Genomic DNA, 17,690 nt, shown 5'->3' on the forward strand with positions numbered 1-17,690 from the left:
CGGCTCACTTCCCGGGATCGAGGACGTACGCCAGTGACGCGCGGGCCGCCGCCGTGGAAGCGCCGGTGACGACGGCAAGGAGCGCGGCGCGCCACGCGGCGGCCAGTATGTCCGCGGCGGGTGCCTTGTGCTTCGTCAGCAGCGGGCGCAGTGCGGCGGTGACCGGGTCCTCGCGCTCCACCGGCGACTGTTCGCCGAGGATCCGGCACACGGTGAACCGGACGGCGGCGTCGAAGGCCACCAGTAGCGCGGCGCGCACCGCGGGGCGCCCTTGGTTTCCGGCGGCCTCGGCGGCTCCTTCCATGCGTTCGACGATCCGCTTTTCCATGTCCTCCCGCACCGCGGTGTACAGGCCGAGCTTCGAGCCGAAGTGGTGGTACAGCGCGCCCGTGGTGACGCTCGCCTTGCCCGCCAGTTCGACGACGTTCACCGCCTCGTACCCGTCGAGTTCGAACTGGTGGATGGCCGCCTCGATGAGCCGAGCCTTGGCCGAACCCGGTACCGGGACCCATTCGCGCATCGGCCGAGCATAACAGGTTGACGGTGGCCCGTAATCAGTTTACGTTCGCGGCCATGAAACTGACCTTCCTGTACCAGCCCGTGAAGGACCTCAAGGAGTCGGTCGCCTTCTACCGCGACACGCTCGGATTCGACGAGTCCTGGCGGGAGGGCGAGTCGACGGCCGCGTTCAAGATCCCCGGTACGGAGGTCGAGTTGATGCTCGACGTGCCGCCGAACGCCGAGCCGCGGTGGGGCGCGGGCGGTTTCTACGCCGTCGACGACGTGGACGCCTTCCGGCAGTCGCATCCGGAGCTCGACTGGCAGGGCGAGGTCGAGATGCCGGGAGGCAAGGGCGCGACCTTCCTCGACCCGAGCGGCAACGCGGTGCACCTGTTCGACCAGAGCGCCGCCGGGCCCGAATAGGCCCGGTCAGGGGATGACCGGAACGAACAGGTGCGAGGCGTGGTCACCGCCGAGGTGGATGGTCGCGCCGTGCCCGCTCCTGCGGTCGTCCGGGTCGTTGTGGGCCAGCAGTCCCAGGTTGTCGTCATCGGCCCGGATGCGGAGCTGAAGGCGGTGCTCCGGTTCGAGCGTGATGGAGGCGGGCCAGATCTCGACTTCCAGCAGGGTCGGCACGCCGGGTTCGAGGGGCTGGATCTCGTCGTGGCTGTGCCAGGGCCGGTACGGCAGGCTGCGGTCCTGGTCGAGTTTGCGGTGCGAGGCGCGTAGCCAGCCGACAGCCATCGGTACCGGGGTGGAGGTCCCGCCGGGGCCGATCGCGGGGATGCGCTCGCCGTCGGCGTCGTACTGTTCCAAGTGGACGAACACGTCGAGGTCGTCGGCGACGTGCGAGACCCACAGCCGCAGTGCGAACGGGCCGGTGAGTTCCAGCCGTTCGGTGGCGGTGAAGTCGAAGGCCGCCGGGTAGGGCGTCCGGTGCGCGGCGGGCCGGTTCCAGCTGAGTTCCTTGTGCGCCAGGTAAAGCGCGCGCCACCGGGTGCGGGGGAGCGGCCAGTCCTGTTCGTCGCGCCATTCGACATCGTGGCCGCGGCGGATCGCGAGGCGCACGGGCGGGACACCGTCCATTGCGGACTGGTCGCCGACGAGGAAGCGGCGCAGGAACCGCAGTTGCAGCTCCTTGGCCCAGTCCGCGTAGTACGGGTCGATGTGCGAGCCGACGTGGACGACGAGCCACTTGTGCTCGGACGCGGCGCCGAGCCACCCTTCGATGTTGCCGCGCAGGTGCAGGTGGATCGAGCCCCAGTTCCCCGCCGACAGCACGGGCACCCGCACGCGCGCGAGGTCCACCGTCCGCTCGCGGTACCAGTCGTCGAGCAGTTCGCGCGAGCCGAGTTCGGCGGGCATGCTCGCGTACTCGCCGCTCAGCTGCGGGATGATCTGCCGCTCCCACCAGTTCTCGGTGGCGTTGGTGTAGATACCGCCCTGGCGGCCCCAGTCCCGGTAGAAGTCGGTGCAGCCCTCCCACGCGACGACCGCCGCCAGGTGCGGCGGCCGCAGCGCCGCGACGCGCCAGCCCAGCATCGCGTACCAGGAGATGCCGCTGCTCGCGACCTTTCCGGTGGACCAGGGCTGCACGCCGCACCATTCGATGACGTCGTAGAAGTCTTCGGCGTCCGTGGGGCTGAAGACGTCGAGGCGGCCTGCCGACTTGCCCGTGCCGCGCGCGTCGGCGCGGACGACCGCGTACCCGCGTTCGGTCCACCACTCCGGGTTCGGGGTCTCCCACACCATGTGGTCGCCCTGGTCGACGAGTTCGTACAGCGGGAAGCGCTCCGGCCAGTGCACGTCCTTGCCGTAGGGGCTCATCGACGCGATCACGGGGACCGGTCGCTCGTCGTCTGGCCGGAACACGTCGAGGACGAGGCGCGTGCCGTCCCTGGCGGGCACGGTCACGTCGCGGTCGATGCGCATGGGTCTTCCCTCCGATGAGTGAAATGTGAACGCAAATTATCATTCGCATCGGGGTGACCGCCACCTCTCCTGAACCGGGCAGTACCGTCGGATCGGTGAGCGACGCCGATCCCGCCTTTCGCCCTCCGCAGCAGGCCCGCAGCCGGAAGTCCCTGCGGAAAGTGCTGGCCGCGGCCGAGCACGTGCTGGCCACCGGCGGTATCGACGAGTTCACGGTCGCCGCGGTCGCCGAAGCGGCCGGGATGTCCGTCGGCACGATCTACCGGCGGTTCACCGGTAAGGAGCAGTTGCTGCACGCGGTCAAGGACCAACTGCTCGGGCGGCTGGAAACCGGTGTCGCGGAGGCGCTCGCCTCAGCGGAGGAAGGTTTGGAGGGCGCGCTCTCCGCGTTCACCCACGCGATGGCGCGCACGTTTTCCCGCCACGACCGGATCTTCCCCGCACTGCTCAGCGGCCAGCAGGAGGAAGGGGTCGAGCGCGGCTTGCAGGCGCTCGCGGCCATCCAGGACGCCCTCACCGAGGCCGCCGGACCGTACCTGGACGACGCCCGCGCGCTGCGGTTCGCGGCACGCACCATCATCGGGTCGTGCGTGCACCGCGCCGCCACCTGCCGCTCCTGGCCGGACGGGGTGAGCTGGACCGGATGGGCCGACGAGACCACCAAGCTGGCTGTGGCCTACCTGACGTGAACGCTTTCGCTTCGGCGGCAAGGGTTTCCGGCGGAATACAGTGCGATCATGCGAAGCGTGGTGATCGATTCCCGAGGAACGTTCCAGCTGGCCGAGCGGCCGGATCCGGTCGCAGGCCCGGGAGAGGTGGTGCTCCGGGTACGGGCCGCCGGGCTCAACGCCGCCGACCTGCAGCAGGCGCGAGGGGACTACCCGGCGCCGCCGGGATGGCCCGCCGACGTGCCGGGGCTGGAGGTCGCGGGCGAGGTCGAGCAGGTCGGGCCCGGAGTCGCGGACGTGGTGCCGGGCGACCGGGTGATGGCTCTGGTCGGGGGCGGCGGACACGCCGAGCGGATCGCGGTCCCCGCCGAGATCCTCCTTCCGGTGCCCGACGGCCTGCCGTGGGAGGAGGCCGCCGGATTCCCGGAGGCGTTCAGCACCGCGTGGGACGCCTTGGTCGGCCAGGCCGGGATCCGCGCTGGCGACCGGGTTCTGGTCACCGGGGCGGCGGGCGGGGTGGGCACGGCCATGGTGCAGGTCGCCGCGATTTCCGGGGCGCACGTGGTGGCCAGCGTGCGCAGGCCGGAACTGCACGACCGGGTGGAAACGCTGGCCCCGATTGAGGTCGTGACGCCCGATCGGGAAGCCGAGCACAAGCCGTACGACGTGATCGTGGAACTGGTCGGCGGCGAGGACTGCCTTCAGCGGGTCGCGCTGCTCCGCGCCCGGGGCAAGGTCCTCGTGGTCGGAGTCCAGGCGGGCGCCACGGCGCCGCTGCGGATGTTCGACCTGATGCTCGCGCGTGCCCAGCTGATCGGCACCACCATCCGAGGGCGCTCACCCGCGGAGAAAGCGGTCCTCGCCGCCACCGTGCGGACTGCCGCGGTGCCGCTGCTGGCGCGGGGGCGGTTGCGGGTCCCGGTCGACGCCGCCTTTCCGCTGGACCGGTTCTCCGACGCCTACGCCAGGTTGGGCGGGCAGGGCAAGTTCGGCAAGGTCGTGCTGATTCCTTAGTGGACGGTCACGTCGCGCCACGCGTTCGTCGTGCAGTGCACTTCCCCGCCGCCTTCGTGGGCCCACGAGAAGTCCTCGGCCCACTGCACCCGGACACCGTGCGGGGCCAGCGCGCTTTCGGTCGCCGCGCGGAACAGGTCGCGGCCCGCGACGACCGGGCCGTGCGGATCCGGCGCGGCGAACTCGTGCGCGGTCACCGACAGCCCGTTCGGGATGTCCGGGGTGAACGCCAACAACAGCGGTAGTCCCTCGAGTTCGCGGAACAGCACCGGGACCCGCACCAGTTCGTCGGCGCGCAGGCCGGTTTCGGCGAGCAGCACGGCGAGCTCGCGATCGATGTTCGCGGCGGCCCTTTCGTTGGCATCGTTGAGTTTCCGGTCGTCCAGCAGCTCGTCGACGGTCGGCTTCTTCGCCGCGTCCGTGCCGGAGAACAGCGTCGCCGAGCCCGCGCCGCGGGCCTTCGCCGTGGCGAGGATCCCGCGCGCCGACCGGGGATCGGCGACCATGAGCGTCCAGCCCCGCGCGTTCGGCGCGGGGATCACGTGCACGAGTTCGTCGACGTGGCCGACCGCGAGCCACGAAGTGTCGATCGCGAGCGGCGGCTGCACCCGCTGGCTTTCGAGCAGGCGCACGAAAACGGGATCGGGGTGCCGCCTGTTGTCGCGACCGGACCCGTACAGCACCCTGCCCTTCGGGAATCCCGGATACGGCGGGAGCGATTCGAAGTTGCCGGTCCCGTTGAGCAGATCGATCCCGGGGATGCGGGGTGCTTCGCTGAACGCCTGCACCACCGCGACATCGGGGCCGCGCAGATCGCGGAAGGCGAGCCTGCCGGCGGGACGGAGCGTCGCCGCGCCGCCGACCTGCCACAGGTTCGGCGAGCGGAGCATCACCCGCATGGTCTGCACGCCGTGCGCGGTGGGCATGCTCGCGGTCGCGGGTTCGAAGAGGTCCTGCGTCCAGGTGTCCGCCCACCACGCGGGGCCACCGGTGAGGTAGCGGACGCGCTGGCCGGTGGCGCGATCGAGTGAGGCGCTGAACTCCGGCCAGCCGCCGGGGATCCGGTCGCCGGGCAGCCCCGGCACACCGCCGGGACCGCTGCCCGGCGCGGCGGCGAAGACCGCGGTGGCGGGCTGGAGGTCGTTCTGCAGCACGAGCGGCGCGGTCCGCAGGCGGTGGTGCGCCCGCCGCGTCGTGCCGCGATCGGTCACCGCCAGCGCGACGGTCACCGAGCCGTCCCCTGTGGACAGATCGCGCACGATGTCGCGCCCCTCCACGGCGAGCCGGACCCCGTGGCGCAACTCGGCGGCGGACAGCGCGCCGTTGCCAGGGGCGATCGACTCCCAACCGCCGCCGCGGCGGACGAAGACACGGGCGCGGTCACCGCGGTCGACCGTCAGCCGTCCCGTGGCGCCGTCGCCGAGCCACGGTTCCGCCGCGATCTCCACCGGGGTGAGGTCCTGTTCGTCCGCGGGCCCGTTGACCCGATCGTCGGCCGCGTCGTTGCAGGACGCGAGCCCGCGGTCGGTTTCGAGCCCGACGGCGTCCAGGTCCGCCGGCGTGACGACGCACCGGTGTTCGTCGTCGTCGAGATTGGCGAGCATGACCTCGCCGCCCCGCAGCCGCGGTCCCGTGGTCACTGCTACCGCGGGCACCGTGAACGCCATCGCGCTCACCGTGACCAGCACTCCCCAGCGAAGCATGACCTCTCCTTATGTATCTCATGTGTGATAAATAGAAGGTAGCACGGCCGAAGCGCCGCGTGGCATGCTCGTCGGAGTGAACGGCCGGAGGTGAGCGCATGACGGGCTACCTGGCTTGGCGCGGTCACCTGAGCAGGGCGACCCTGTGGCGGGTGGTCAGGGGAAGCGGCGAGCACCGGGTGCTCCCCGACGGGGTCATGGACCTCATGGTGCACCGCGGGCGGTTCGTCGTCGCGGGCGCGGACACGGCGGCGTGGCACGACGCCGAGTCGGAACCCGGCGAGGTGACCTGGGGTTTGCGCCTGCCACCCGGTGCCGCGTGCGCGGTGCTGGGCCTGCCCGCGAACGAGCTGACCGATCAGCGAATCGACCTGGCGGACCTCGTGGAGCTGCCCGCTCCGGCGCTCGACGCGGCCGAACTCGACGCTCCCGCCGCACTGGAACGGGTTTTCGTCGCGTTGTGGCGCCGAACGTCCCCGGACGTTCCGACACTCCGCTTGGCCGCCTCGCTGGACAGGGCCGCGCGTGGCGGTGCGACGGTGCGCGAAGTGGCGGACCGGCACGGACTGTCCGAGCGCTCCCTTCGCCGGGCCAGCGACCGGCTGTTCGGCTACGGCCCGAAGACCCTCATGTCGATCCACCGCTTCCAGTACGCGCTCCAGCTGGCGAACGCGGGCGTGGCGCTGGGCGAAGCCGCGGCGACCGCGGGTTACGCGGACCAAGCGCACCTCAATCGCGAAGCGCGGCGCCTCGCGGATGCGACGCCCACCGCGCTCGTCCGCTGAGCGGGCTTGGCCGAAACGTCCAAGCGGCGGGCGGGCGGGCGGAGCAGACTTCCCCGCATGACGATCAACCTCGACCGCGCCGCGTCGTTCATGGCGACCCACGCGCGCATCCTCGACAGGCGGCGTTTCGACCTGGCTCGCGGCGGCGGTGACGCCGATCGGGCCGCGGTCGTCGCCGCGGTGGACGGATACCGCAACCCGGACGGCGGCTACGGCTGGGGCCTCGAACCCGACCTGCGCGCGCGGGAAAGCCAGCCGGGTGGCGCACTGCACGCCTTCGAGGCGATCGCGGACGCCGGTCCCGCGACCTCGCCCCACACCACCGCCCTGCTCGACTGGCTCGGCTCGGTCAGCCTGCCCGACGGGGGCGTGCCGTTCGCGCTGCCCGTCGCCGATCCCACCGCCTGCGCCCCATTCTGGGTGCAGGCCGACGCGGGCACGTCCTCGTTGCAGATCACCGCCGCCATCGCGACCCAGGCCCACCGGGTCGCCCAGTGGGATGCCGCCGCGAAGGACCACCCGTGGCTCGCCGCGGCGACCCGCTACTGCTTCGACGAGATCCGGCGGATGGACGAACCCCCGTTCGCCTACGTCCTGATGTTCGCCGTCCACTTCCTCAGCGCCGCCGCCGGCAACTACCCGGAAGCCCACGAACTGGTGGCACGGCTGGGAAAGTTCATCCCGGCAGACGGCGCGGTTCCCGTCGCCGGTGGTGCGGAAGGCGAATCCCTGCACCTGCTCGATCTCGCGCCGGAGCCGGACCATCCCCTTCGCGCGCTGTTCGACGACAGCGCGGTCTCGGCCGATCTCGACCGGCTGGAGGGCAACCAGCAGCCCGACGGCGGCTGGGTCGTCGACTTCACCAGTTATTCCGAGGCGGCCGCACTCGAATGGCGGGGCTATGCGACGGTGAGCGCGATCTCCGTGCTGGAGGAGAACGGCCGCTGAACCACGAGAAGGGGAGCATGAGCCTCGATCACGCGCTGTCGGCGCGATTCGACCGGAACCTCGCCGAACACGCCTGCTACCTGCACGGCGCACTGCCCCGCTCGGTGGTCACCCGCACCGAGGACCTGCTCGTCGCCGACAGCGGGATCGACGACGACACCTTCAACATCGTCGCCACCGCGGACTTCGCCCCGGATCTCGCGAAAACGCGGATCGCCGAGACGATCACCGCGCTGCGCAGGACCGGGCGGCCGTTCTCGTGGTGGGTCGGCCCGGCGTCCGGCCCCGACGACCTGCGCGATCTGCTGACCGGCGCGGGATTGGCGGAGTCCGAGCGCGAAACCGCGATGTGGACGCGGTTGAGCGAGCTCCCCGACGGCGGGACCGTCGCCGATCTCGACATCGTTGGAGTGACCACGGCCGCTCAGGTCCGCGAGTTCGCCGGGATCCAGGCCGCGAACTGGAACCCGCCCTCGGCTGGGGTGCACGAGTTCTACACCGCGGTGACCGACCGGGTGCTCGCCCACGGCTGCCCCGGCAGGCTGCTGCTCGGCTACCACGACCGGGAACCGGTTTGCGCGGCCGAAATCCTCCTGCACGACGGTATCGCCGGGCTGTACAACGTTTCCACACTTCGCGCCTACCGCAGGCGGGGTTTCGGCGGCGCGATCACGCTCGCGGCGCTGCGCTCGGCGCGCGACACCGGGTGCGACCTGGCGGTGCTACAGGCGTCTGCGGACGGGGAACCGGTGTACCGGCGGCTCGGGTTCCAGGCTTACGGGGAGTACGCGGAGTTCGCGATCACGCCGTGAACGGGGAAGCGAAACCACTTCGCTGCCCCGTTCTTCAACGCTGCCCGACTGTCCTTTCCGGACTCAGCAGCTGCTCGTTGAGCCGTTGCCGTGCGGCGTCCACGTCGAGGACCGGTTCCGCGGTCATGATTTCGGCGAGTTCGGCGCACGCCCGCGCGCCCGCGGTGGCGCGGGGCAGCATGACGCTTTCGTAGGCGCGAACGGCTTCGTCGAGGCTCGCGTGCGTGGCGACGGCGGTGGCGAGATCGGTGCCGTCGACGAGGGCGAGATTGGCGCCGATGCCGAACGGCGGCATGAGGTGGGCGGCGTCGCCGACGAGCGTGATGCCGGGGACGTGGTCCCAGCGGTGTCCCACGGGCAGCACGTACAGGGGCCGGTTCACGAACTCGCCGTCGTGGCGCAGCAGATCGAGCAGGCTCTCGTGCCAGCCCTCGAACTGGGCCAGCAGGTACGCGCGCACGGCCGACGCGTCCGCGAGGTCCACACCGGCGGCCTCGTGCCAGTCCGGCGGCACGTCGAGCGCGGCGTAGACGCGGAGGTGACCGCCACTGTTCCGTTGCGCGGACAGCATTGTGCTGCCGACCTTCGCGACCAGCGTGCCCTCACCGACCAGGCGGGCGAGCGCGGGGTGGCCGGTGTCGACGTCGTCGATCCAGGTCTCGACCATGGTGGTGCCCAGGTGCGCGGGAACGGCGCCGGACAGGGCGGGGCGGACGCGGGACCATGCGCCGTCGGCGCCGACGACGAGGTCGAACTCCTCGGCGGTGCCGTCGCCGAAGCGCAGGCGGGCGGTGCAGTCGTCCAGCGAGGTGGCCGAGCGGATCGACTGTCCCCAATGGACAGTTCCGGGTTCGAGGGAGCCGAGCAGCAATCCGCGGAGCTGGCCGCGGTCGATCTCGGGCGCGGAGCGTTCGTCGTCGGCGGGCGCTTCGTGATGCAGCACCGCGGCGGTGACCGGGTCCAGCGCGCGCAGTTCCTGCGCCTCGGGCCTGGCCAGCGCCAGGAACTCGGGGAAAAGACCGGCGGCGCGCATCGCGGCCTGCCCGGTGGGGACGTGCAGATCGAGCATGCCGCCCTGCCAGCGGGCGGTCGAGGAGGTCTCCCGCTCGAACACGGTCACCGAGAGGCCGTGGAGCTGGAGGCCGCGGGCGCAGGCGAGACCGCCGACTCCGGCGCCGACGATCGCGATACGGGGGCTGCGGGCAGAGTTCATCGCAGTGGGGTCCTTCGAGGTGGGTGGGTGCCGGGTTTGGCGTCCGGCGTGACACCAGAAAACCACATCGAGTAAAAAAGTTCAACGGATAAATCTTTTGTTCGTTACACCTTTGGTCGGATAGGGTGGGGTGGTGCAGGAGCAGATCGGGCGCCGCGAGCGCAAGAAGGCCCAGACCCGCAAGGCGCTCGCGGACGCCGCGCTCGAACTGTTCCTGGAACGCGGCTACGACCAGGTCGGCGTCCGGGAGGTGGCCGACGCGGCGGACGTGTCGGTGACGACGCTGTTCAAGTACTTCCCGAGCAAGGAGTCGCTGGTCTTCGATCTCGACGAGGACATCGAAACGGCGCTCGTGTCCGCGGTGCGCGATCGCGCGGCGGGGCAGCGCGTGCTGCCCGCCCTGCGCGAGCACGTCCTGAGCAGGACGTCCGCGGTCGCCAGGTTCCCGCACACCTCGGCCTTCGGCCGCATGATCGAGGAAACCCCCGCGCTGCGCCACTACGCCCGCCGTATGTGGTTGCGCCACGAAACGGCGTTGGCGAAGGTGATTGCCGAGGAAGCCGGCGCACCCGAAGGCGATCCCGCCTGCGCCGCGCTCGCCCGGTTCGCGCTCGAAGCCGTCGACCTGGCGCACCGGGACGCCGATCCGGACACGGCGATCGACGCGATCTTCGGCCTGCTCGACCGCGGGTGGTCCGACGCCCATCCGGGAATCTGAGCGCTTCGCGGTCTGCTAGGAATACCCGTGCTCGCCGGAAGAGGTCCGGCGGCTGGGGAAAGGTTCTGGGGATGCTCTACTTCGACGGGTTCGTCGGACTGGTGACGCTCGGGCTGTGGATCTTCTGCCTCGTCGACGTGATCGTGACGGACGAGGCGTCGTGCCGCAACCTGCCGAAACTGCCGTGGCTGCTGCTGGTGCTGCTGATCCCGCTCGTGGGGTCGATCGTGTGGCTGATCGCGGGCAGGCCGCAGCGCGCCCCCGGTGCGCCGACCGGCCGGTACGAGCGGCAGGCGCCGGGGTTCCCCGAGTACGACCGGCCGGGCCGGTTCGCCGCGACGAGCTCGCAGGACGACGAGGAATTCCTCCGCAGGTGCCGTGAGCGGGCCGAGGCGCAGCGGCGCAAGGCCGCCGAAAAGCGCGACGAGGACTGATCCAAGCGCCTCGGTCGCGAGGCGTTTTTTCGACAGCGCTGGGACCGGCTCTGGTCCCAGCGCTGCGCTCTGACCTGCCAACATGACGGTACTATCAGTCTGTTCTAGTTAATCATCCATCTGTTTGATAATGTACTCCAAGACCTTGATAAACCGGATCTGAACGCGCGCCCGAGCCAGGGTCGGCTCCGGTGCGCGGGACCGAGGACAGGAGTACTGATGACCGAACCGGCCGACCTCAGAACCGCCGTGCTTGTCGTCGGCGGCGGCACCACGGGCTTGTCCGCGGCGCTTTTCCTTGCGCGGCAAGGGATTGATGTGCTCCTCGTGGAGAGGCACCCGTCGACGGCGATCATGCCGCAGGCGCGTGCGTTCAACCCGCGCACGATCGAGCTCTACCGCCCGCTCGGCCTCGAGGCGAAGATCCGGGAACGCACGTCGATACTGGCCGAGCTCCCCGAAATGATCGGCGCGGAGACCTTGGCTGGCGAGGAACGCTTCCGCGTGGACGTGCTCGACCAGGTCCGGCCCTCCGCCGGGCTCAGCCCCACGGACTGGGCGCTGATCGACCAGGACGAGCTGGAGCGCGTCCTGCGCGAGAGCGCCGAGGACAACGGCGTGGACGTGCGGTTCGCCACCGAGCTGGTTTCCCTCGACCAGACGGCCGACGGTGTGCGCGCCGTCGTACGCGATCTCGGCAGCGGCGACGAATACGGTATCCGCGCCGATTACCTCATCGCCGCGGACGGCCACCGCGCGGGGATCCGCCACCGCCTCGGCATCGAGGTGGACCAGATCGGGCCCACCCGGTACAGCGCGCACTTCCTCTTCGAAGCCGATCTCACGGTTCCGTTGCGGGGCAGGCGTTTCCTCCTCGCCTATCTCGACCGGCCGACGACGGGCACGGTACTGGTACCGATGCAGGACTTCGGCAGGTGGATGCTCGCCTCGCCGTACGACCCGGAAGGGCGAGACTCGCCGGAGGACTTCACCGAGCAGCGGTGCGTCGAAATGGCCCGTGCCGCGATCGGTGACCCGGACCTGGAACTCGCGCTGGTGCCCCCGGTGCCGGGATGGCCCGACAAGGTTTCCCACACCAAGAACGGCGCCTGGATCGCGCGCCGGTACCGGGCAGGGCGGGTGTTCTTCGCCGGCGACGCGGCGCACGTCTTCCCGCCTGCCGGCTCCTACGGGGCGAGCACCGGAATCGCCGACGCGCACAACCTGGCGTGGAAGCTCGCCGCCGTGCTCGACGGTCGTGCGGGCGAAGCGCTGCTGGACACCTACGAACCCGAGCGCCGTCCCGTCGCCGAGACGACGCTCCGTACGGCGATCCAGCTCTTGACCAGCCGTCAGCGGGGTGACGGCGCGGAGAGCGAGGAGATCGACGACCTCACGATGATCTTCGGCTACCGGTACGGATCCGGTGCCGTGCTGACCGAACCGTCCACTCCGGACAGTCCGGTCGAGGATCCCCGTAGGCCGAGCGGGCGGCCGGGTCTGCGCGCGCCGCACGTGTGGCTGGACAGGGCCGGGGAGCATTTGTCCACAGTGGACCTGTTCGACGGCGCGTTCACGCTGCTGGCCGGTCAGGACGGCGCGGAGTGGCGCGCGGCAGCCGAAAAGGCCGCGGCGGCCATCGGCGTCGACCTGCGCGTGCACCACGTAGGTGCCGAGCTGGGGGACCCGGAGAACTGCTTCACCGACGCCTACGGCATCACCGGTACCGGCGCCACCCTCGTCCGGCCGGACGGGTTCGTCGCCTGGCGTGCCAAGGTCCAGCCGCCGGAACCCGAGCGCGAACTCCGGCAGGCGCTCACCGCGGTGCTGGCACGGAGCTGAGGGACGCGTTCACCGCCCGGTAGCCGTGCCGGGCGGTGAAGTCCGCGCCACCCGCTGCTGGAAGACCTGCCCTGGCCAGCCGTTCGCGTCGAAGGTGGCCGTCTTCTGGAAGCCCTGGCGCTCGTAGTAGCGCACCAGCTCGCCGTCGCCGCCCGCGTAGCAGTCGACGCGCACGAGACCGATCCCGCGTTGCCGCGCCTGATCGAGCACGTATTCGATGAGGCGCGAACCGACCCGTTTCCCGGCGAACCGGCGCGAGGTGATCAGCAGCCCGATGTAGATCTCGGGTTCCTCGGCGGTGGCGATGTGGGGCGGCGGACCGGAATTGAGCGTGACCGCGCCCGCGGGCACGCCGCCGATCTCCGCGATCACCAGGTTGCCACCCGCGGCCTGGGCGCGCACCCTCGCGGCCTTGTCGGGCCGCGACGACCACGGTTCGGTACCCCACTGGCCGGTGTTGCCTCGGGAGTTCATCCAGGCCACGGCGTCGTCCACGAAACCGAGCAGGACGGCCGTGTCCGCCTCGTCCCCCTGGCGCAACTTGAGTTCGTCCACGAATATCGGAGTGTAGCCGGATGATCGGGCAGGATGTGGCGGTATGGCCACGATCGCCATCGTCCGCTCTGCGGCGGGCGTCCTTCAGTCCACAGTAGATGGATAGCGGGCCGTCGTGTCGCGCCGCAGGAGCACGAATGCGACGGCGAGGCCTGCCAGGGTCAGCGCGGCGCCGGCCGGGTAGAGCGCGCGCGGTCCCGCGCCGTCGACGATCCGGCCGCCGAGCCACCCGGCGAAAGCGGCCGCGAGCTGGAAACCGGACGCGTTGACGGCGATCGCGAGGGTGGGGGCCGCGCCGGCGGCGGTCAGCACGCGGGTCTGCATACCGGGGATGATCGCGAAGGCGAGCAGGCCGAGCAGGAAGACGAGGAGCACCGCGCGGGGACCGAACCGGCGCTGAACCCGCTGAAATCGGTGAGCAGCGGCGAAATGAAGGTGAACACGGCCAGTACGCCCACATTTCCCAGTGCGGTCATCGCGATCGCGAGCTGGACGTCGCGGCCGGAAAACACGCGCAGTTCCCGCAGCACCGGCCCGGTCGCGGTCGGCGGCTGAGCGGGGACGTACCGCAGCACCAGCAGCACGGCCACCAGTACGAGCGCCGCGACGGCCGCGAACCGCGACACGAGGAGCACGGGATACCCGGGCGACGGCGGAACCCGCGTTCGCGAGCACCGAAACGCCGACGAGTCACACGATGAGCCGTTTCCGGGCGACCCGCGCGGTCAGGACGGTGACCACCGGGCCGCCGATGATCATGCCCAGTGCGTACGCGGTCGTCAGCAGACCGGCCGAGGCCACCGACACCGACAGGTCCGCGGAGACGCTCGGCAGGATGCCTGCGATCACGAATTCGCCGGTGGTGAGGCCGAAAACCACGAGCAGGAGCGAAAAACCGGAAGCGCCATGGTCAAGATCGTCGGTTGTACGCTTACCCGTGGACAAGTACCCCACTAACTAGTGGGGTACTTACCTGGTGGTGAGTGTGGCATGGCGGAGATGCAGACGTTCGTGTGCGGCCTCGACGCCGCCATCGACGTGGTCGGCGGCAAGTGGAAGGTGCTCATCCTGTGGGCGTTGAAGGACGCTCCCGCCCGGTTCGGTGAGCTCAAACGCGCGCTCGACGGGGTCAGCGAGAAAATGCTGATCCAGCACCTGCGCGAGCTGGAACGCGACGAAGTGGTGCACCGCGAGGTCTGGCACGTGGTGCCGCCGAAGGTGGAGTACTCGCTCACCCCGCTGGGCCGGTCGCTCATCGAGGCGCTGGGGCCACTCGGTGCGTGGGGGTGCCGTCACAAAGAACGCCTCGAAGGCATCAGGAACACCCCGGTCGAGCAGTCGGATTCCGCGCGCTGAAGCGTACGGAATCCGATCGTCCCGCGTTCGACGGGAAATACGGCGTCATTCCGCCACGTAGGTGCGGTGCGTCCAGGAGAACACGCGCAGCACGGTGCCTTCGTGGTCGACCTGCTCCGCGGTCGGCTTGAAGTGCTCGTAGCATCCGCCGGATTCGACCTTCACCTGTTCGTCGAGGTCGGCGACGTGCCGGACGCGGGATGCGCCGGGCATGAAGTGGTCGGGCCCGCCGTGCAGGACCGCGTTGGGAACGTTCGTCGACATGATGGCAGCACTCCTTCGCGATTGGCTGTTCCGAGGTGGGCACAGAACGCGTCCGGAATTCCGTGGGCCAATTCCACCGGCATTTCCATGCACTGTGACGCAGCTAATAGTACGCATTTCGAAGCAGTGCATAACCCCTAATGCGCGGCCGCGCGTCTGGGGTTGCCGGAAGGGCGGGTTGTGAGCTACGGCACATCTAGGGGTGCCGGGTCCGGTCGCCGCCGGACCCGGCACCGCGCTAGGCCGATCGCTGGTAGCTGCGGAACACACTGGTGGCGAGCCAGCACATCACCACGGCGAGCGCCAGCAGCAAGCCGCCCCTGCCGAGCACGACCGACCAGTCCGGGTCCGCGCCGAGCGCCGCCCTGCTGGCCACCGCCGCCCAGTCCACCGGGTTGAACCTGGCCACGTCGGCGACCCAGCCCGGCATCAGCGCCGGGGACATCATCACCGAGGACAGGAACGCCAGCGGGAGCGCCAGGAACTGCGAAATCCCGATCAATGCCTCCTGCTGGCGCACCAGCAGCGCGATCGCGTCCGAAAACGCCGCGAACGACACCGCGAGCAGCACCGAACAGGCGAGGACCACCAGCACGCCGAGCACGCCGCCGTCGTAGCGGGCGCCGACCGCGAGCCCGGCGCCGAACACGACGAGCGCTTGCACGATCGTGGTGATCCCTTGGTGCAGCACGGATCCGGTGATGATCGCGCCCCTGCTGACCGGTGAGGTGAGGTCGCGGTCCATCACCCCGCGGTCCATGGCCTGGATGAACGTGGTGCCGCTCCAGCCCGCGCTCATCATCGCCGTCATGACGACCACCCCCGGTGTCAGGTAGGCGACGTACGAGCCGCTGCCGAAACCGGGTAGTTCGGCGATGCGCTTGAACAACTGCCCGAACAGCAGCAGCCACACCATCGGCTGCACGAGGGTGAACAACAGGTACGCGGGCTGGCGCGTCACCGTGCGCAGTGCGCGCCCGGTCAGCAGCCCGGAATGCGAAACGAAGGTGGTCATGCGATCGCCTCCTGATCGGCGTTGCGGAAGGCGCGGCCCGCGTGCCGCAGGTAGACGTCGTCGAGCGACGGGCGGGACACGGTGACCGAGGCCAGTTCGACGCGTTCGGACTCCAGTGCGGCGAGCACACCCGGCAGCGCGGCCGCGCCGTTGGCAACGGTCGCGCGCAGGTTCGCGCCGTCGACCCGCACGGCACTCACCCCCGGTACCGCGCCGATCGCACTGGCCAGGCTGCCGTCCGCTCCGCCGGTGACCAGTTCGGCGTGGATGGTGTCCCCGCCGATCCGGCTCTTGAGCTCGTCCGGGGTGCCCTCGGCGACGACCTTGCCCTTGTCCACGATGACGAGGCGGGACGCCAGGTTGTCGGCCTCTTCGAGGTAGTGCGTGGTCAGCAGGACGGTGAGCCCGTCGTCCTTGGCGAGTCGCGCGATCTCGTCCCACATGTCCGCGCGTGCTTCGGGGTCGAGGCCCGTGGTGGGTTCGTCGAGGAACAGCACGCTCGGCCGGTGCAGCAGCCCGGCCGCGACATCGAGCTTGCGCTGCATGCCGCCGGACCACTTGCCCGCGAGCCGGTTGGCCGCCTGCGCGAGACCGAACCGTTCGAGCAACTCGTCCGCGCGCCTGCGCGCCTCGCGGCCCGGCATGCCGTGGATGCGGCCCTGCAGCACCAGGTTTTCCCGGCCGGTGCCGATCGGGTCGAACGCGGGTTTCTGCGAGACGTACCCGATCACCCTGCGCACCTCGTCGGGCCGGCGCAGCACGTCGACCCCGGCGACGACGGCCGCTCCCGAGTCCGGTTTGGACAGTGTGGTGAGGATCTTGACGGTGGTCGACTTGCCGGCGCCGTTCGGGCCGAGCAGGCCGAACACGCCGCCCCGCTCGGCGGAGATGTCGAGCCCAGCCAACGCGTGGACGGCCGCTTCGCCCTTGCCGTAGGTCTTGACGAGCCCGGCCGCCTCGATCGCGGTCTCCCTGCTCGTCATCGTTTTCGTGCCGCTCGTGGTTGTGGACACGGTGGTTCCCCTCCTCTGTGGAAGGAGCCGACCGGCGACGGAGAAGAGCTCAGCTACCCTTGCGGTGCAGGCGCGCGCGAGGAGCTGTCTCGTCCGTAGGCGGTGACTCCGGGTGTCGAACGATCCCCGGCCGGTGTTGGCGCACCGGCCGGGGATCCTTGCTACTGCGGTGGTTCGTCCGATGGCTTGGCCAGTTCGGTCAGCCAGCGCACCTCCTCTGCGTCGAATTCCTCGGTGACGAACGCGGTCAGGTCCTCGGGCAGGGTGCCCGCCCGGTGCAGTTCGTGGATGCGCCGCCACAACCGGAGATCGGCGAGTTCGCCGCGGCGCAGCTCCCCGACGAGCTTGTCGACGAATTCGATCTCGGCACGCAGCAGCGCGTGCGCGAACTCGGCTTCGATGAGGAACAGCCGCGGTAGCTTCCCGCCCACGTCGCGGAACCCCGCCTCGGTGACCCGGTCGGTTTCGCGAAGTGCCCCGAGCCGGGTTTCGAGCAGATCCACCGCGCGGTCGGGCGGCAACACGGGCAGCAGGGACAAGGCGGCCTCGAACTGCGGGTACTCCTTGACAGGGCGTGCGATCAGGTCGGTGAGCCAGTCGTGCATCTCCTCGGCGCCCGCTTCGGTGATCGCGTACACCGTGCGCGCGGGCCGTCTGCCATCGCGGACGGTCTCCGTCGCTTCGATGAGCCCGCGCTTCTGCAGCGACTCGACCACGGCGTACAACGAGCCGTAGTTGAGCTTGATGCTGTCTTCCTTGCGACGTTCCCGCAGCGTGGTCGACATTTCGTAGGGGTGCATCCGTCGCTCGGTGAGCAGCACGAGCACGGCGAGCGCCAGCGGGTTGCTTCGCCCTTTCCGCGCCATGCGACCTCCACTCTGACCAAAGTACTCGAATCAGAGTACCCGAGTTCGGGT

22 protein-coding genes are annotated in these 17,690 nt (G+C 70.3%); 10 read left to right on the top strand and 12 right to left on the bottom strand.

Going from position 1 to position 17,690, the window contains the following annotated elements; genetic code table 11:
* Positions 1-4: 4 nt before the first annotated feature.
* On the bottom strand, positions 5-520 hold the full coding sequence (locus HUW46_RS34485) for a TetR/AcrR family transcriptional regulator (protein ID WP_215542919.1): 516 nt from the start codon (positions 518-520) through the stop codon (positions 5-7).
* A 53-nt stretch (positions 521-573) separates the two neighbouring features.
* Here HUW46_RS34485 and HUW46_RS34490 point away from each other — a divergent pair, with 53 nt between their 5' ends.
* A complete protein-coding gene (locus HUW46_RS34490; RefSeq protein ID WP_215542920.1) occupies positions 574-924 on the top strand; it encodes a VOC family protein in 351 nt (116 codons plus the stop codon).
* A gap of 6 nt (positions 925-930) precedes the next feature.
* Here HUW46_RS34490 and HUW46_RS34495 read toward each other — a convergent pair whose 3' ends face one another.
* Positions 931-2,433, bottom strand: coding sequence for a CocE/NonD family hydrolase (locus HUW46_RS34495; RefSeq protein WP_215542921.1), 1,503 nt, complete (start codon positions 2,431-2,433; stop codon positions 931-933).
* A gap of 95 nt (positions 2,434-2,528) precedes the next feature.
* Between HUW46_RS34495 and HUW46_RS34500 the strand changes: the two genes are divergently transcribed.
* Both HUW46_RS34500 and HUW46_RS34505 read left to right on the top strand, forming a co-directional pair.
* Positions 2,529-3,122, top strand: a complete 594-nt coding sequence (locus HUW46_RS34500) for a TetR/AcrR family transcriptional regulator (RefSeq protein WP_254125171.1) — start codon at positions 2,529-2,531, stop codon at positions 3,120-3,122.
* A 48-nt stretch (positions 3,123-3,170) separates the two neighbouring features.
* Entirely contained in the window at positions 3,171-4,115 is a 945-nt protein-coding gene (locus tag HUW46_RS34505) for an alcohol dehydrogenase catalytic domain-containing protein (RefSeq protein ID WP_215542922.1), read from the top strand.
* On the opposite strand, the gene HUW46_RS34510 is transcribed toward HUW46_RS34505, so the two are convergent.
* Positions 4,112-5,818, bottom strand: coding sequence for a protein-arginine deiminase family protein (locus tag HUW46_RS34510; RefSeq protein WP_215542923.1), 1,707 nt, complete (start codon positions 5,816-5,818; stop codon positions 4,112-4,114). The genes HUW46_RS34505 and HUW46_RS34510 overlap by 4 nt on opposite strands.
* 98 nt (positions 5,819-5,916) lie before the next feature.
* Here HUW46_RS34510 and HUW46_RS34515 point away from each other — a divergent pair, with 98 nt between their 5' ends.
* From HUW46_RS34515 to HUW46_RS34525, 3 genes are read left to right on the top strand one after another with little or no spacing between them, the layout of a single operon-like run.
* On the top strand, positions 5,917-6,603 hold the full coding sequence (locus tag HUW46_RS34515) for a helix-turn-helix domain-containing protein (RefSeq protein WP_215542924.1): 687 nt from the start codon (positions 5,917-5,919) through the stop codon (positions 6,601-6,603).
* 57 nt (positions 6,604-6,660) lie between these two features.
* Complete coding sequence (locus HUW46_RS34520; RefSeq protein ID WP_215542925.1) at positions 6,661-7,551, top strand: hypothetical protein; 891 nt, start codon at positions 6,661-6,663, stop codon at positions 7,549-7,551.
* A 17-nt stretch (positions 7,552-7,568) separates the two neighbouring features.
* Entirely contained in the window at positions 7,569-8,363 is a 795-nt protein-coding gene (locus HUW46_RS34525) for a GNAT family N-acetyltransferase (RefSeq protein ID WP_215542926.1), read from the top strand.
* A 34-nt stretch (positions 8,364-8,397) separates the two neighbouring features.
* On the opposite strand, the gene HUW46_RS34530 is transcribed toward HUW46_RS34525, so the two are convergent.
* Positions 8,398-9,576, bottom strand: a complete 1,179-nt coding sequence (locus HUW46_RS34530; protein ID WP_215542927.1) for an FAD-dependent oxidoreductase — start codon at positions 9,574-9,576, stop codon at positions 8,398-8,400.
* A gap of 133 nt (positions 9,577-9,709) precedes the next feature.
* Between HUW46_RS34530 and HUW46_RS34535 the strand changes: the two genes are divergently transcribed.
* The 3 genes from HUW46_RS34535 (at position 9,710) to HUW46_RS34545 (ending at position 12,570) form a co-directional block, all read left to right on the top strand.
* Entirely contained in the window at positions 9,710-10,294 is a 585-nt protein-coding gene (locus tag HUW46_RS34535; protein WP_215542928.1) for a TetR/AcrR family transcriptional regulator, read from the top strand.
* Between the two features lie 71 nt (positions 10,295-10,365).
* A complete protein-coding gene (locus HUW46_RS34540) occupies positions 10,366-10,728 on the top strand; it encodes a PLDc N-terminal domain-containing protein (RefSeq protein WP_215542929.1) in 363 nt (120 codons plus the stop codon).
* A gap of 219 nt (positions 10,729-10,947) precedes the next feature.
* On the top strand, positions 10,948-12,570 hold the full coding sequence (locus HUW46_RS34545; protein WP_215542930.1) for an FAD-dependent oxidoreductase: 1,623 nt from the start codon (positions 10,948-10,950) through the stop codon (positions 12,568-12,570).
* 9 nt (positions 12,571-12,579) lie between these two features.
* Here HUW46_RS34545 and HUW46_RS34550 read toward each other — a convergent pair whose 3' ends face one another.
* The 4 genes from HUW46_RS34550 to HUW46_RS48550 form a co-directional block, all read right to left on the bottom strand.
* Positions 12,580-13,125 carry a GNAT family N-acetyltransferase gene (locus HUW46_RS34550; RefSeq protein WP_254125173.1) on the bottom strand — a complete coding sequence of 182 codons (546 nt, stop codon included), beginning with the start codon at positions 13,123-13,125 and terminating at the stop codon, positions 12,580-12,582.
* Positions 13,126-13,209: 84 nt separating this feature from the next.
* Positions 13,210-13,449: a hypothetical protein gene (locus HUW46_RS48540; RefSeq protein WP_254125175.1), complete on the bottom strand. Its 240-nt coding sequence runs from the start codon at positions 13,447-13,449 to the stop codon at positions 13,210-13,212.
* On the bottom strand, positions 13,431-13,751 hold the full coding sequence (locus HUW46_RS48545) for a hypothetical protein (protein ID WP_254125177.1): 321 nt from the start codon (positions 13,749-13,751) through the stop codon (positions 13,431-13,433). The genes HUW46_RS48540 and HUW46_RS48545 overlap by 19 nt, the downstream gene beginning before the upstream one ends.
* A gap of 64 nt (positions 13,752-13,815) precedes the next feature.
* The gene (locus tag HUW46_RS48550; RefSeq protein ID WP_254125179.1) at positions 13,816-14,004 is read right to left on the bottom strand and encodes an MFS transporter; all 189 of its coding nucleotides are present in this window, start codon (positions 14,002-14,004) and stop codon (positions 13,816-13,818) included.
* Between the two features lie 111 nt (positions 14,005-14,115).
* Between HUW46_RS48550 and HUW46_RS34560 the strand changes: the two genes are divergently transcribed.
* Positions 14,116-14,481, top strand: coding sequence for a winged helix-turn-helix transcriptional regulator (locus HUW46_RS34560; protein ID WP_215542932.1), 366 nt, complete (start codon positions 14,116-14,118; stop codon positions 14,479-14,481).
* A gap of 45 nt (positions 14,482-14,526) precedes the next feature.
* On the opposite strand, the gene HUW46_RS34565 is transcribed toward HUW46_RS34560, so the two are convergent.
* The 4 genes from HUW46_RS34565 to HUW46_RS34580 all read right to left on the bottom strand — a co-directional run bounded on the left by HUW46_RS34565 (position 14,527) and on the right by HUW46_RS34580 (position 17,639).
* Entirely contained in the window at positions 14,527-14,745 is a 219-nt protein-coding gene (locus HUW46_RS34565; protein WP_215542933.1) for a DUF5988 family protein, read from the bottom strand.
* A 238-nt stretch (positions 14,746-14,983) separates the two neighbouring features.
* A complete protein-coding gene (locus HUW46_RS34570; protein ID WP_215542934.1) occupies positions 14,984-15,760 on the bottom strand; it encodes an ABC transporter permease in 777 nt (258 codons plus the stop codon).
* Positions 15,757-16,773 (bottom strand): ATP-binding cassette domain-containing protein, encoded by a 1,017-nt coding sequence (locus HUW46_RS34575; RefSeq protein ID WP_254125181.1) that lies wholly within the window; start codon positions 16,771-16,773, stop codon positions 15,757-15,759. Before HUW46_RS34575 ends, HUW46_RS34570 begins: the two co-directional genes overlap by 4 nt.
* Positions 16,774-16,934: 161 nt before the next feature.
* Entirely contained in the window at positions 16,935-17,639 is a 705-nt protein-coding gene (locus tag HUW46_RS34580; RefSeq protein ID WP_215542935.1) for a PadR family transcriptional regulator, read from the bottom strand.
* Between the last annotated feature and the right edge of the window lie 51 nt (positions 17,640-17,690).

Source organism: Amycolatopsis sp. CA-230715 (assembly GCF_018736145.1).
Lineage (GTDB): Bacteria > Actinomycetota > Actinomycetes > Mycobacteriales > Pseudonocardiaceae > Amycolatopsis.

What these genes read in the sequence shown, in the direction of transcription:
- HUW46_RS34540 (WP_215542929.1), top strand. Translation starts at nt 10,366, where the DNA reads ATGCTCTACTTCGACGGGTTCGTCGGACTGGTGACGCTCGGGCTGTGG.
- HUW46_RS34495 (WP_215542921.1), bottom strand. Translation starts at nt 2,433, where the DNA reads ATGCGCATCGACCGCGACGTGACCGTGCCCGCCAGGGACGGCACGCGC.
- HUW46_RS34510 (WP_215542923.1), bottom strand. Translation starts at nt 5,818, where the DNA reads ATGCTTCGCTGGGGAGTGCTGGTCACGGTGAGCGCGATGGCGTTCACG.
- HUW46_RS34485 (WP_215542919.1), bottom strand. Translation starts at nt 520, where the DNA reads ATGCGCGAATGGGTCCCGGTACCGGGTTCGGCCAAGGCTCGGCTCATC.
- HUW46_RS34570 (WP_215542934.1), bottom strand. Translation starts at nt 15,760, where the DNA reads ATGACCACCTTCGTTTCGCATTCCGGGCTGCTGACCGGGCGCGCACTG.
- HUW46_RS34515 (WP_215542924.1), top strand. Translation starts at nt 5,917, where the DNA reads ATGACGGGCTACCTGGCTTGGCGCGGTCACCTGAGCAGGGCGACCCTG.
- HUW46_RS34530 (WP_215542927.1), bottom strand. Translation starts at nt 9,576, where the DNA reads ATGAACTCTGCCCGCAGCCCCCGTATCGCGATCGTCGGCGCCGGAGTC.
- HUW46_RS34525 (WP_215542926.1), top strand. Translation starts at nt 7,569, where the DNA reads ATGAGCCTCGATCACGCGCTGTCGGCGCGATTCGACCGGAACCTCGCC.
- HUW46_RS34490 (WP_215542920.1), top strand. Translation starts at nt 574, where the DNA reads ATGAAACTGACCTTCCTGTACCAGCCCGTGAAGGACCTCAAGGAGTCG.
- HUW46_RS34520 (WP_215542925.1), top strand. Translation starts at nt 6,661, where the DNA reads ATGACGATCAACCTCGACCGCGCCGCGTCGTTCATGGCGACCCACGCG.
- HUW46_RS34505 (WP_215542922.1), top strand. Translation starts at nt 3,171, where the DNA reads ATGCGAAGCGTGGTGATCGATTCCCGAGGAACGTTCCAGCTGGCCGAG.
- HUW46_RS34560 (WP_215542932.1), top strand. Translation starts at nt 14,116, where the DNA reads ATGGCGGAGATGCAGACGTTCGTGTGCGGCCTCGACGCCGCCATCGAC.
- HUW46_RS48540 (WP_254125175.1), bottom strand. Translation starts at nt 13,449, where the DNA reads ATGCAGACCCGCGTGCTGACCGCCGCCGGCGCGGCCCCCACCCTCGCG.
- HUW46_RS34580 (WP_215542935.1), bottom strand. Translation starts at nt 17,639, where the DNA reads ATGGCGCGGAAAGGGCGAAGCAACCCGCTGGCGCTCGCCGTGCTCGTG.
- HUW46_RS34565 (WP_215542933.1), bottom strand. Translation starts at nt 14,745, where the DNA reads ATGTCGACGAACGTTCCCAACGCGGTCCTGCACGGCGGGCCCGACCAC.
- HUW46_RS34545 (WP_215542930.1), top strand. Translation starts at nt 10,948, where the DNA reads ATGACCGAACCGGCCGACCTCAGAACCGCCGTGCTTGTCGTCGGCGGC.